The organism is Aphanizomenon flos-aquae FACHB-1287, assembly GCF_014698755.1.
Lineage (GTDB): Bacteria > Cyanobacteriota > Cyanobacteriia > Cyanobacteriales > Nostocaceae > Dolichospermum > Dolichospermum flosaquae.
Window position 1 is genome coordinate 62,566 of record NZ_JACJTO010000023.1, and the last position, 11,607, is coordinate 74,172.

General features: G+C 36.3%; 15 protein-coding genes. 7 read left to right on the plus strand and 8 right to left on the minus strand.

Annotated features, from left to right (window positions below; all coding sequences use genetic code 11):
* Positions 1 to 196: 196 nt before the first annotated feature.
* A complete protein-coding gene (locus tag H6G44_RS12405; protein WP_190388062.1) occupies positions 197 to 976 on the minus strand; it encodes a hypothetical protein in 780 nt (259 codons plus the stop codon).
* Between the two features lie 125 nt (positions 977 to 1,101).
* On the opposite strand from H6G44_RS12405, the gene H6G44_RS12410 reads away from it, so the two are divergent.
* Complete coding sequence (locus H6G44_RS12410) at positions 1,102 to 1,395, plus strand: hypothetical protein (protein ID WP_190388063.1); 294 nt, start codon at positions 1,102 to 1,104, stop codon at positions 1,393 to 1,395.
* Complete coding sequence (locus H6G44_RS12415; protein WP_190388064.1) at positions 1,367 to 1,807, plus strand: hypothetical protein; 441 nt, start codon at positions 1,367 to 1,369, stop codon at positions 1,805 to 1,807. Before H6G44_RS12410 ends, H6G44_RS12415 begins: the two co-directional genes overlap by 29 nt.
* Here the strand turns inward: H6G44_RS12415 and H6G44_RS12420 are convergent.
* From H6G44_RS12420 to H6G44_RS12435, 4 genes are read right to left on the minus strand one after another with little or no spacing between them, the layout of a single operon-like run.
* Positions 1,767 to 2,588: an energy-coupling factor ABC transporter ATP-binding protein gene (locus H6G44_RS12420; protein WP_190388065.1), complete on the minus strand. Its 822-nt coding sequence runs from the start codon at positions 2,586 to 2,588 to the stop codon at positions 1,767 to 1,769. The genes H6G44_RS12415 and H6G44_RS12420 overlap by 41 nt on opposite strands.
* Positions 2,563 to 3,375 carry a cobalt ECF transporter T component CbiQ gene (gene cbiQ / locus H6G44_RS12425; protein WP_190388066.1) on the minus strand — a complete coding sequence of 271 codons (813 nt, stop codon included), beginning with the start codon at positions 3,373 to 3,375 and terminating at the stop codon, positions 2,563 to 2,565. Before cbiQ ends, H6G44_RS12420 begins: the two co-directional genes overlap by 26 nt.
* Positions 3,372 to 3,674, minus strand: coding sequence for an energy-coupling factor ABC transporter substrate-binding protein (locus H6G44_RS12430; protein WP_190388067.1), 303 nt, complete (start codon positions 3,672 to 3,674; stop codon positions 3,372 to 3,374). The genes cbiQ and H6G44_RS12430 overlap by 4 nt, the downstream gene beginning before the upstream one ends.
* Complete coding sequence (locus H6G44_RS12435) at positions 3,661 to 4,443, minus strand: energy-coupling factor ABC transporter permease (protein WP_190388068.1); 783 nt, start codon at positions 4,441 to 4,443, stop codon at positions 3,661 to 3,663. The genes H6G44_RS12430 and H6G44_RS12435 overlap by 14 nt, the downstream gene beginning before the upstream one ends.
* Positions 4,444 to 4,899: 456 nt before the next feature.
* On the opposite strand from H6G44_RS12435, the gene tftA reads away from it, so the two are divergent.
* Positions 4,900 to 6,246 (plus strand): hormogonium tapered terminus morphoprotein TftA, encoded by a 1,347-nt coding sequence (gene tftA / locus H6G44_RS12440; protein WP_190388069.1) that lies wholly within the window; start codon positions 4,900 to 4,902, stop codon positions 6,244 to 6,246.
* A 47-nt stretch (positions 6,247 to 6,293) separates the two neighbouring features.
* The gene (locus H6G44_RS12445; protein WP_190388070.1) at positions 6,294 to 6,953 is read left to right on the plus strand and encodes a rhomboid family intramembrane serine protease; all 660 of its coding nucleotides are present in this window, start codon (positions 6,294 to 6,296) and stop codon (positions 6,951 to 6,953) included.
* 15 nt (positions 6,954 to 6,968) lie between these two features.
* On the opposite strand, the gene H6G44_RS12450 is transcribed toward H6G44_RS12445, so the two are convergent.
* Complete coding sequence (locus tag H6G44_RS12450) at positions 6,969 to 7,409, minus strand: DUF1499 domain-containing protein (RefSeq protein WP_375379329.1); 441 nt, start codon at positions 7,407 to 7,409, stop codon at positions 6,969 to 6,971.
* A gap of 229 nt (positions 7,410 to 7,638) precedes the next feature.
* On the minus strand, positions 7,639 to 8,214 hold the full coding sequence (locus H6G44_RS12455) for a response regulator (protein WP_190388072.1): 576 nt from the start codon (positions 8,212 to 8,214) through the stop codon (positions 7,639 to 7,641).
* A 329-nt stretch (positions 8,215 to 8,543) separates the two neighbouring features.
* Between H6G44_RS12455 and lipA the strand changes: the two genes are divergently transcribed.
* Both lipA and psaX read left to right on the plus strand, forming a co-directional pair.
* A complete protein-coding gene (lipA, locus tag H6G44_RS12460; RefSeq protein ID WP_190388073.1) occupies positions 8,544 to 9,440 on the plus strand; it encodes a lipoyl synthase in 897 nt (298 codons plus the stop codon).
* 245 nt (positions 9,441 to 9,685) lie between these two features.
* Entirely contained in the window at positions 9,686 to 9,805 is a 120-nt protein-coding gene (gene psaX / locus H6G44_RS12465; protein ID WP_190388074.1) for a photosystem I protein PsaX, read from the plus strand.
* A 21-nt stretch (positions 9,806 to 9,826) separates the two neighbouring features.
* On the opposite strand, the gene H6G44_RS12470 is transcribed toward psaX, so the two are convergent.
* Positions 9,827 to 10,696 (minus strand): branched-chain amino acid ABC transporter permease, encoded by an 870-nt coding sequence (locus tag H6G44_RS12470; RefSeq protein WP_190388075.1) that lies wholly within the window; start codon positions 10,694 to 10,696, stop codon positions 9,827 to 9,829.
* A gap of 553 nt (positions 10,697 to 11,249) precedes the next feature.
* Between H6G44_RS12470 and H6G44_RS12475 the strand changes: the two genes are divergently transcribed.
* On the plus strand, positions 11,250 to 11,582 hold the full coding sequence (locus H6G44_RS12475; protein WP_190388076.1) for a hypothetical protein: 333 nt from the start codon (positions 11,250 to 11,252) through the stop codon (positions 11,580 to 11,582).
* Positions 11,583 to 11,607 lie beyond the last annotated feature (25 nt).

Genomic DNA, 11,607 nt, shown 5'->3' on the forward strand with positions numbered 1-11,607 from the left:
AATATGATATCACACTAATGATTTCTCTCAATAAAACTGAGAGTTTTTTTAATTAATAGTAAAGAATCATCTGGCCTTATTACAACTAGGTCAACAGGTTAAAAATGTACATTTTCCATGCGTATTATTATTGAATATGACCGATAATGGGAGGTGTAAGTTTCCCATTACCGCAGCAAATTATTTTGTCTTTTTCTTAAACAAGATAACTAGTATTTGGTACAATGGGAAATATTGCATATTCATACCAAGCTGTCCAGATAAAACTCCGAATCCAGCGTTGACGTTTTTCCAAACTTAATTCATACTCAAATGTACCAGAAGATTCATCAATAGATGATAAATGAGAGTTACAAGCACAACCATGTTGATAGGTAAAACCGTATTTGGAGGCGATACTTTGTACCTTCATTTGCATTGCAAATACCTTACCCGCGTGTAGTATAGCATCCCAAGGACGTTTATGTTCTATATCTCGTTGATCAAATCTTAAAGCTCTTTCTTCAAATACATGATCTCGATAAATTGGCGCTAAATGAACATGATAAAAACTTGCTGGTAGATCATAACCAAATTCCTGGAAAAGTTCTAGTCCAATATGTGCCACTTTCAGTTCATTACTGTATTCAGAACCTTTTGATTCAAAATTACGTACAACTTCTGCAAAGTTCGGATAATTATGAATCATAAAATCATGACCATAAAATTCTAGAGTTTCTCGTGCCATTTGCCCAAATAACTCGGAAAATGAGCGTTTTAAATGAGATAAATGGGGACGTTCATTAAACAAATCAACATCACCATATTGCAGTTTATATTGAAACAACTGCGCCATTTCCACATAGATTTTTGGGTCACTGAGTTTAACATTTACCCTACCTTTAGCGATATCTTGCCAAACAGAAGGTAATTGAGAAAGGGTAACGGCATTTTCACCAACAATGACTGCAACGTTAGGGACTTCTTGAATCTGCATATATAATTTCCACAGAGAGCTTAATTAACTAATTTACCATAAATCATCTCCTTTTTATTTTATTAACAGAATTTAAAAATGTTTGACAGACTGTCTTGTGACATTTAACCTACAAGTAGGTTGGGTTGACGCAAGGAAACCCAACATTCTCGGAATTTTGTGGAGTTACAGTTCCAACATTTTCGGAATTTTATGGAATTACAGTTTCAACATTTTCGGAATTTTATGGAATTACAGTTTCAACATTTTCGGAATTTTGTGGAGTTACAGTTCCAACATTTTCGGAATTTTATGGAGTTACAGTTCCAACATTTTCAGAATTTTATGGAGTTACAGTTCCAACATTTTCAGAATTTTATGGAATTACAGTTCCAACATTTTCGGAATTTTATGGAATTACAGTTCCAACATTTTCGTAATTTTGTGGAATTACAGTTTCAACATTTTCGGAATTTTATGGAATTACAGTTCCAACATTTTCGGAATTTTATGGAATTACAGTTTCAACATTTTCGGAATTTTGTGGAGTTACAGTTCCAACATTTTCGGAATTTTATGGAATTACAGTTTCAACATTCTCGGAATTTTATGGAATTACAGTTCCAACATTTTCGGAATTTTATGGAATTACAGTTTCAACATTCTCGGAATTTTATGGAGTTACAGTTTCAACATTCTCGGAACTTTGTGGAATTACAGTTTCAACATTTTCGTAATTTTGTTGGGTTGCGCTGTCGCTTAACCCAACCTACAATGTATTCACAAAAATATATTACAGTTAACTACATTTTCAAATTTCTTTTAATATCCGTTGTCGGACTCGTTCTATAATTATTACCTCTTCAGGAGATAGCCCATTAAACAACATTTCATATATTAATGGTACACCCAATTCTAATTCTTCTAAAAGTGTCCGTTGACTAAATACATCTTCTGGTTTTCCTTCTAGCATTAATTGTCCTTTATCCATAACAAAAACCCAATCAGCCCAGCGATAAACTAAATCTAAATCATGAGTTGCCATTAATAAACTATTTCCATTTTGATGAATTTTTTTGAGAGTTTTCATCAAGTTTCGAGTATGTTTAATATCTAAATATGCCGTTGGTTCATCTAATATTAAAAGTTGCGGGTTTAGTACCATAATATCAGCAATAGAAACTCGTTTTTTCTGCCCTAAACTGAGATGATGTACTGGTGTTTCTGCTAAATTAGTTAATTCAAATTCATGTAATATCTGCTCTACTCGCTGTTTAATTTCTCCCGTGGGTAAATCTAAATTACATAAACCATAAGAAATATCTTCTTCAACTGTAGAAGCTACTAATTGTTGTTCAGGATCTTGAAATACTAAACCGACTTTTTGCCGGATTTTACTGAGATATTGACGATTATAAATTAATGGTTCACCACACCATTTAACAACTCCAGAATTAGGTTTATAAAGTCCATTAGCTAATAAGAAAAGTGTAGTTTTACCACAACCATTTTGACCAATTAAGGCACACTTTTTCCCTGAAGGAATCCTCATATTTAAACCATTTAAGACTGATTTTTGTGAACCTGGATAGGTGTAGTAGACCTGATCAAACTCGAGTAAATATTCCTGCATTTTGGCAAATTTCTAATCCTATTAATATTACACAGCCACAAATTGCTTCAATCGTATATCGTGGAGATAAACGATAGCAACGGGGGTACCAAAATCGCAATTCTCCTGCAAAACCTCGTGCTTGCAGTCCCAAAGAAAATTGACTATATTGTTGTAGAGTTCGCTGCAATAATTGTCCAATTAATAATGCTAAACTTTTCATGCTAGTATACCAATTGCGGTAGCCACTACGAGAATTTTGTGCTGTCCATAATTCATTGGCTGTTTTTAGCAAAATGAAAATAAACCGATACATTAGTAATAACAAATCAGTTAAAAGCACTGGAAATCTTAACCAACGTAGAGTTTGCAAAATTTCTGTAAACGGGACAGTTAACATGAGAAAATATAAACAAGAAACAGAAGCTAATGCTCTAATTAAAATCCCCCATGCTTGAATACTACCACTCCGACTCATATAAATATAGAAGTCTCCAAAATTTAACCCATAAAATGCATCTAATTTGACAATTTCTAGATGAGAAATTGCAACTCCATTTACCATTAGTGCTGGTAAACTCGTCAAACAAAAAACTATGGTGAACGTTAACAACCGCAAATAAATACCAGCCGGAATTTTTGCATAAATTACTGTCCAAATACTCATCCAAATTACTATCAAAATTTGCACTAAAGGATGACTACAAAGAGAAATAATCAGAGTCGTAAATGCAAAAATGATTTTATGTTCTGGTGGTAATCTTCGCAGTTGATTAGTGTAAGCTAGGGTATCTAATTTTAAAGTCATTCTTTCCGTCTTTTTTGTTCGGAACGTCCTTTATAAATACCAATTGCGTAACCAACTACTCCCGCTCCTAAAGCTGCTTGAGAAGCAAATAATAAACTGGCTATTTCCCCACTAGCTGGTACAAATGGTGATTGAAACCAAGGTTTATATTCAGGTTGTATTTCTGTAATAGCGGCTTTAGCTTTATCATCAGAACCACCAAACTTTCCACCACGTACAAGTATTAATGGTGCGATTCCTAAAGCTAAAACGGCTAATATTAAAAACCAGTTATTTAAACTTTTATTAGATTGATTCATTACTGTGATTTCTTCCCTTGATTAATTGCAAAAGTTCCAATTCTTGAGGATTATAAGATTGTAACCAGTTCCAAACTAAGACAGTTAATAATCCTTCACTAATTGCTAAGGGTACTTGAGTAAGGGCAAAAATTCCCGCGAATTTGGCAAATGAAGCCATAAATCCGCCCACAGGTGCAGGAAAAGCCAAAGCAAGTTGGATAGAAGTGATAACATAGGTGAGTAAATTTGCCAAACTTGCTGCTAAAAAGATGGCGATTTTTTGTTTACCACTCAGCCGCATTGTGGTATTATAGATCCAGTAAGCTGCATAGGGTCCAGCAATCGCCATGGAAAAGGCATTTGCACCAAGTGTAGTTAAACCACCATGGGCCAGTAACAAAGCTTGAAATAACAATACCAAGCTACCCAAAACTGTCATAGTCAGGGGTCCAAACAGCACCGCACCTAATCCCGTTCCTGTGGGGTGAGAACAGCTACCAGTAACTGAAGGAATTTTCAACGCTGACAGGACAAAGGTAAAAGCACCAGCTAAACCTAACAGCAGTTTTAATTCCGGGTTAGCTTGGGTAATGCGAGTTAGACTACGCAACCCTAAAATAAAAAATGGTAATGTTACAACCCACCAAAAAATCGCCCACTGTACTGGTAAAAAACCTTCCATAATGTGCATTGCGTAGGCAGGTTTGGGAAAACCAACTACTAAGTAAAAACTAATAACAGCTATGAGGATTAGACTAACTAACCCCGGTTTTTTCCTGGATATCATAAGACCTCGCAGATTTTATAACAGTCTTCCTCTCAGCGGGGAAATAGCTTCAAAAATAATTGGTTTAGGTTGGGTAGCAAGTTTTTTCTATCAAAGCGCCAGGGCTTTGGGATTTTGATTTTTCACAAAATGAAGAATTACTCATCAGAAATATTACCGAATTAAGTTTGACAGCTTATCTTTTGACCGGGTGATCTATTTCACCAAGAATAATTTTAACTCAAATTATCATATTTACCTATATAAATCCCTACATTTGATATTTACCCTACCTTTGGCGATATCTTGCTATAATCAAGGAATTTGAGACCTAGTCACCACATTCAACAATAACTGCGACCTTAGACATTTCTTGAATCTACATAATACTTAATTTTTTTAGAGACTTTAATAACTAATTTACAATGTTGGGATAAAATTGCAAGTGCTGGGACTTAACAACGGAAAATAGCGAAAATGGGACGGATTTTTATTTCTGCGGCACATGGCGGCATAGAAGCGGGTAAAAATGACCCTGGAGCAGTTGCTGGTGGCACAACAGAAGCAAAGGAAATGATTCTTTTGCGAGATTTAGTGGTTATAGAACTCCGCGCCCGCAATTTAGAAGTTTTAGCCGTTCCTGACGATTTAAGCGCGGCTCAAACTGTTGATTGGATTAATTCCCGTGCCAATAACAAGGATATAGCTATAGAAATTCAAGCCAATGCGACCAGTAGCCCCTCTGTGCGCGGCGCAAGTGCTTCCTATATTGCCAAAAATGACCAACGCAAACAAAATGCAGAAACGGTATTAACAGCACTTTTACGCCGTGTCCCTCAGTTACCAAATCGGGGAGCGAAACCAGATACAGATAGTGGTCTGGGTAATTTACAATTCTGTCGTCAAACTGCGATCGCTGCTATAATATTACAAGTCTGTTTCCTTAGCAGTCCTGAAGACCGAGCTTTATTGCAAGGTCGTCGTCGTGATTTTGCCATAGGAATTATGGAGGGGCTTGCTAGTTGGAGTCAAGCAAATAATCCTCAAAAGCCAAAGACAGAAAATTATCCCAGCGTTAATATCAATATCAATGGACAAAATTACTCTGAACAAGGAGTATTAATTAATGGCAATGCTTATATCCCCATTGATTTAGTAGATTGTTTACGAATTGATATTTCAAAAGTAACTAATTTACGCCGCATTACCTATCGTCAAATAGTTTATATCAAAGCTATTGAACTTCGAGATTCTCATGTTTCTATTAATTGGGATAGTGTCTCCCGCACTGTAAAATTACGCTCAATTTTAGCAGTTTGTCCCGGACAAATTGAGAAAATTATCTCCAATGGGAATACATCAGAATTGCAGCTACAACTTTTTCTGAAAACTAATAATGAAAATGCCATTATCCAGTTTTCTGATATTCCCAAGCTATATCGAGAAGAAGCAACTATTGAGGGTGTAAATCATGATATTGCTTTTTCTCAAATGTGTTTAGAAACTGGATTTTTACGTTTTGGTACTGACATTAAACCCCAGCAAAATAACTTTGCCGGTTTGGGTACAGTTGGTGGTGGTTTAGAAGGAGCATCATTTCCCAGCGCCAGAATTGGTGTTAGAGCCCATATTCAACATTTAAAAGCCTATGCCAGTTTAGAACCTTTAGTACAGCAAGAGGTAGATCCTAGATTTCGTTTTGTTACCAGGGGTGTTGCTTCATCAGTTCATCAATTATCGGGACGCTGGTCTGCGGATTTAGATTACGGAACTAAAATTGTAGCTATCCTCAAAAGACTTCATGAATCAGCAAATCTTTTCTAAATTCTTTCCTGTTATAGTGCTATTAATGATGCTGAGGAACAAGATTTGTGTTTCCCCTTTACGATGAAAACCCAACCCGGACTACCCCATATTTGACCTATGGGTTAATTGGTGTAAATGTTCTAGTTTTTCTTCATGAAATAGGTTTGTCAAATCTACAACTAGAACATTTTTTTCAATTGTATGCGGTCATACCCCAAGAATTAACCACCAATTGGTTTGGAGAATGGACAACCTTATTTACCTCACAATTTCTACATGGAGGTTGGTTGCACCTAATATCAAATATGATCTATCTGTGGGTATTTGGTAACAATATTGAAGACCGCTTAGGACATTTTAAATATCTACTGTTTTATTTAACCTGTGGATTTTTAGCCGCGTTATGTCAATGGTTTATTAATACTAACTCCGTTGTTCCTTCCTTGGGAGCAAGTGGAGCAATTGCTGGAGTTTTAGGTGCATATTTAATCTGGTTTCCCCAATCCAGAATTACCACCTTAATCTTTTTAGGTTTTTTTATCACCACAATTAATATTCCAGCATTACTAATTATTGGTATTTTCTTTGTGCAAAATCTCATCTCTGGTTTTGCTAGTCTCCAAACAGCGGCTAAAATGGGTATAGAAACGGGAGGAGTAGCCTATTGGGCACATCTTGGCGGTTTTGTTGTCGGGAGTCTTTTTGCTCTGGGAAATAGGGAATAAGTAAAAAAACTAAAATCAAATATTCAAATCCTGTAAAGCTAATCGAATTTGCTCTAAGCGAGTGCGATTAACACCAAAATCAAAATCTCCCAAACGAGACGAAGAACGAACATGAATAACTGACTCATTGCTAGGGAAATAAAACTCTACATCATCAATAAATTTGAAAATGCGACTTTTAGAAATAGCATGAATATAATTATCAGTTTGTTTGATAACTTCTGTGCGGGGAACAACTGTGAGAACCTTAAGTAGGGTTTCTCTAGCTTTATCTATTGTTACATGATAGGTAATTGGGGCGATAGCGTGTTGAGTATCAGCATTTTGACTAACAATACAATTAGGGGAAGTTGGACAAGGACTAAGAGAATTTGATTCAATTCCCAAGCTAGAAGCTCCAGCAGTTGTAGGAACCATGAAACTAATGCTCAGAATTAGGAATAGTGAGAAAATCATATTCCGTAGTTGGGCGATGATCATGAAATTGGACATAATCAATTTATTGCTATATTCTGTGATTTTACAAATTTTATCAGTTTGCGGGTCTTGAATCAAGGATCTCAGATAATTGTGATGCTAAATTACCAGTTGGTAACAGCGAACAGAGCAAAGAGAGAATATTATGGCAAAATATTTAAAATTATAGCTTATTTCTACTTCTTTGCTCTTACCTGTTATCAGCTACTTATTTAATTTTCTGCTTGATAAAACTCACAACTTGATTAAGCTGTTTTTTTAAGCTATCAATTTCTCCTTGCATCTTGACAATTTTATTATTTAGTAATTTAATCTCAGCAGATGAATTGCTACTACCAACAGCCGGACTAACTGAAGCCAGTCGTTGAGGTTCGGTAGTTAAAGGCTGGTTGAAGTCTGGACGGGGAATTTTAGACTTAATCATTGCTGACTTAATGGAGGCAATGAGTTGCTTTTGATCAAAAGGCTTACCTAGAAATTCAAAATATTCAAATGGTTCTCCAAATTTTTCCGTTACCTCTTCTTTACGACCTGACATAATTACCAAAGGAATTTTCCGTAACTCTGGTTGAGCTTGAATATTCTGGAAAACATCCCAACCACTCATTTTTGGCAGCAAAAAGTCCAGCATGATCAAGCTGACCTTTTCCTTGAGCATTAGATTATACCCTTCCAACCCGTCCTTTGCTTCTATTACCTCAAAATTACCTGGAGGTAACATTTCTCGGACTTTCACCCTGACAACGGTAGTGTCGTCAATAACTAAAATTTTATTATTTGCCACAACTGATTACTCTACTAGAAATTTATGTTTAGATGGCTGGTTGCCGATTGTTTTTAAGAATTTCTCTACTATATCCAAAATCTATGTAGATTGGGAAAGAGTATTTTCTAACATAAACTTCCTAAATACGAGTATTGTATGAACGTTCCACTGATATTCTCATAAATTTGTATTATAGTTCTGTAGACTACACATTGTTACCAAATAACTTTCTTTATTTTTGTTCCCTACCACAGAAATCCTGCTTAGGGAAGAACGGTATAGGCGTGTACTAAATCTTGTATGCCTACACTACATAAACTATCAAAAATCAAGTAGCAGTTTCATATATGAATTCCCCACAACAAATTGATATCAAGTCAGAAATGATCACCATGCCTAGCTGGTTACGTCGTCCCATTGGCAAAGCGAGTGAACTATCCACTATCCAACGTATCATTAAGCAGCGACAAATTCACACAATTTGTGAAGAGGGGCGTTGTCCAAATCGGGGTGAATGCTACGCCCAAAAAACTGCCACTTTTTTATTAATGGGTCCAACCTGTACCCGTGCTTGTGCTTTTTGCCAAGTGGATAAAGGTCATGCCCCAATGGCTTTAGATAGGGAAGAACCCCAAAAGGTGGCAGAATCTGTACAAATTTTAGGATTGCGGTATGTGGTCTTAACTTCTGTTGCCCGTGATGACTTAGCTGATAGCGGAGCAGGTCATTTTGTGGAAACAATGAATACTATCTTACACCTAAATCCAGAAGTTCAAATTGAGGTGCTGACATCGGACTTTTGGGGTAGTGGAGGTGTAGCAGTTCAACGTCACAGCTTAGAGATGATTGTTCAGGCTCAACCAGCTTGTTTTAACCATAATGTGGAAACAGTCCGCAGATTAACCCCAACCGTGCGCCGTGGGGCAAAATATGACCGCTCTTTGTCTGTATTAGCCATAGTTAAAGAATTGAATTATCAGATACCCACAAAGTCAGGTCTAATGGTGGGTCACGGTGAAACCAGGGAGGAATTAATTGAGACTATGGCGGACTTACGCTCTGTGAAATGCGATCGCCTTACCATTGGTCAATATATGCGTCCTTCTTTGGAACATCTACCTGTTCAAAAATATTGGACACCGGCGGAATTTACAGAACTGGGTAATATAGCCAAGGATATGGGTTTTAATCATGTCCGTTCTGGTCCTTTGGTTCGCAGTTCCTACCACGCAGGGGAAGATTAAAAGACAGGGAGCAGAAAGCCGGGAAAAAATAACAAAAAATATTCTTCCCCCCCTGACCACCAACAACTGACCACCAACAACTGACAACTGACCACCAACAACCAACAACTGACAACTGACCACCAACAACTGACCACCAACAACTGACCACTAAACAACCTTACAAAAATATTTTTAAAGAATTTGCAAAATTGGCCCGTGAGTTTGCTATTTCTTAAAAAGTCACTAAATTAGGAGAACCGCTTATGACTGCTAAAAGCAAACCTGCTGCTAAACCTTCCTACGTCTTCCGTACTGGTTGGGCCTTACTACTTTTGGCTGTTAACTTTTTGGTAGCAGCCTACTACTTCCATATCATTGACTAATTAGAAGTAGACTGGTGCTGCTTAAATCGTGCCTTTAAATAAACCCTTGGGGCGAATGAGCAGCACCAAAATCATAATTAATAGAGCTACACCTTGTTTATACTGTGAACCTAGCCAAGGGGTGCTAACCTCCTGGGCAATACCAATAATAAACGCTGCGATTATCGCTCCGTAAGGATTACCAATTCCGCCCAAAATTACCGAAGCAAATAAGGGTAAAATCAAAAACCAACCCATATTCGGACGAACTGCCGTAATTAGCCCATACATACTACCACCCAAAGAAGTAAAAGTCCCAGTAATTACCCAAGTCCACAAAATTACTCTATCAACATTAATACCGGAAACTCTAGCTAAATCTAAATCATCAGCTACAGCCCGCATTGCTTTACCAATTTTGGTATTTTGCAATAGGTAGTGTAGGAATAAAATTGCTAAAATAGCCAGTCCCAGTACCAATAATTGATTTTGTGGTACTCTTAATGTCCCAAATTGTAAAGCTGGAATCACAGGTAGATCATAGTTTCGGTTTTTACCCCCCCAGATAAAAATAATTCCATTACGGAGAAATAAAGCCAGTCCAATAGAGATAATAATTAGAGTTGTGGAAGTAGCACGGATAGACCGCATTTTTGACCACAGTAATTTTTCTGCTAGTAACATTCCTCCTACTGTTCCCACAGCAGCTAAAATCATTGACAGCCAAATATTTATACCTGTACTATTGAGCGTTAGGGTAAAATAAGCTCCCAATGTGAGAAAATCACCGTGGGCAAAATTGGACAACCGTAAAATTCCATAGGTTAAGGTCAGTCCAACTGACCCTAGGGCAATAATACTACCGACAGCAATACCATTGATGATTAATTGGGCAAATTGTTGTATATCCATAATTATGAAGTTACTGTTAAAAAAATGGCTCGTAAGTGATTTTAGTCATTATAAAAAGTATTTGTAGGTTAGTATACAAAATCCTGTTTACATTTTAGTTGAGCAGAATGTTTTTTCAGCAGTCTACTTGAGAATACAACAGTCTTCAAGCTTACAATAATACTCGATCACCGTAAAGCTCGGTTATTTCTTTGCTGTATTGTAATAATAAATACCTTAATAATTTCGACTCTACCGGAGTTAGTATGCGAAACTGGAGGCAAGTCTCAATTTCTCGGTTTAGCATAATCAGTACCTAAGAACCTAAAAAGATTAAGATTAATAAACAGCGATGATAGTTATTATTATCAATTTTATAGTCAAAGGAATATAGAACCATTAGCACATAGGATTAAATTAGATCTAGGATTGAAATAATACTACACTCATATCTTTGATTAAAGAATCTCAGTGGCTAACAACACAATGAAACCAAAAAATAGAGGAAAAACCCATTTTAACAACAATTGAACATTTGCGGTATCAATTGTGGTTGGAAAACAGTTTAAATAAATTGCAAATTCGTCTCCAGGATTATCTAATTTCTGTAGCTATGATGACTTCATCACCAATAACTACGGAAACAGAACTTTTCCAAATCATGGTCAATGAACTTCACAAAGCTTTAAATAATCATCTAATCACATTCACTCAATCTATTGTCTGTATTGCTATATTTGAACAACAGCAAACAGTCGGTAAAATCTCTTATATTTCTGATTCACTATTATTAACTCCCACCGTGGAGATAATACCCGCAATTGCAGAAATGTTGAATGTCGTTACAAAACTTTACATATTTAAGTATACTAGTATTATCAAGGGTAAAAATGTCAACATTTCATAATATCTTCCATCCAATGAACATAACT

Coding starts and splice junctions, on each gene's coding strand:
- H6G44_RS12405 (WP_190388062.1), bottom strand. CDS start 976: ATGCAGATTCAAGAAGTCCCTAACGTTGCAGTCATTGTTGGTGAAAAT.
- H6G44_RS12415 (WP_190388064.1), top strand. CDS start 1,367: ATGGAATTACAGTTCCAACATTTTCGTAATTTTGTGGAATTACAGTTT.
- H6G44_RS12420 (WP_190388065.1), bottom strand. CDS start 2,588: ATGCAGGAATATTTACTCGAGTTTGATCAGGTCTACTACACCTATCCA.
- cbiQ (WP_190388066.1), bottom strand. CDS start 3,375: ATGACTTTAAAATTAGATACCCTAGCTTACACTAATCAACTGCGAAGA.
- H6G44_RS12430 (WP_190388067.1), bottom strand. CDS start 3,674: ATGAATCAATCTAATAAAAGTTTAAATAACTGGTTTTTAATATTAGCC.
- H6G44_RS12435 (WP_190388068.1), bottom strand. CDS start 4,443: ATGATATCCAGGAAAAAACCGGGGTTAGTTAGTCTAATCCTCATAGCT.
- tftA (WP_190388069.1), top strand. CDS start 4,900: ATGGGACGGATTTTTATTTCTGCGGCACATGGCGGCATAGAAGCGGGT.
- H6G44_RS12450 (WP_375379329.1), bottom strand. CDS start 7,409: ATGATTTTCTCACTATTCCTAATTCTGAGCATTAGTTTCATGGTTCCT.
- lipA (WP_190388073.1), top strand. CDS start 8,544: ATGAATTCCCCACAACAAATTGATATCAAGTCAGAAATGATCACCATG.
- psaX (WP_190388074.1), top strand. CDS start 9,686: ATGACTGCTAAAAGCAAACCTGCTGCTAAACCTTCCTACGTCTTCCGT.
- H6G44_RS12470 (WP_190388075.1), bottom strand. CDS start 10,696: ATGGATATACAACAATTTGCCCAATTAATCATCAATGGTATTGCTGTC.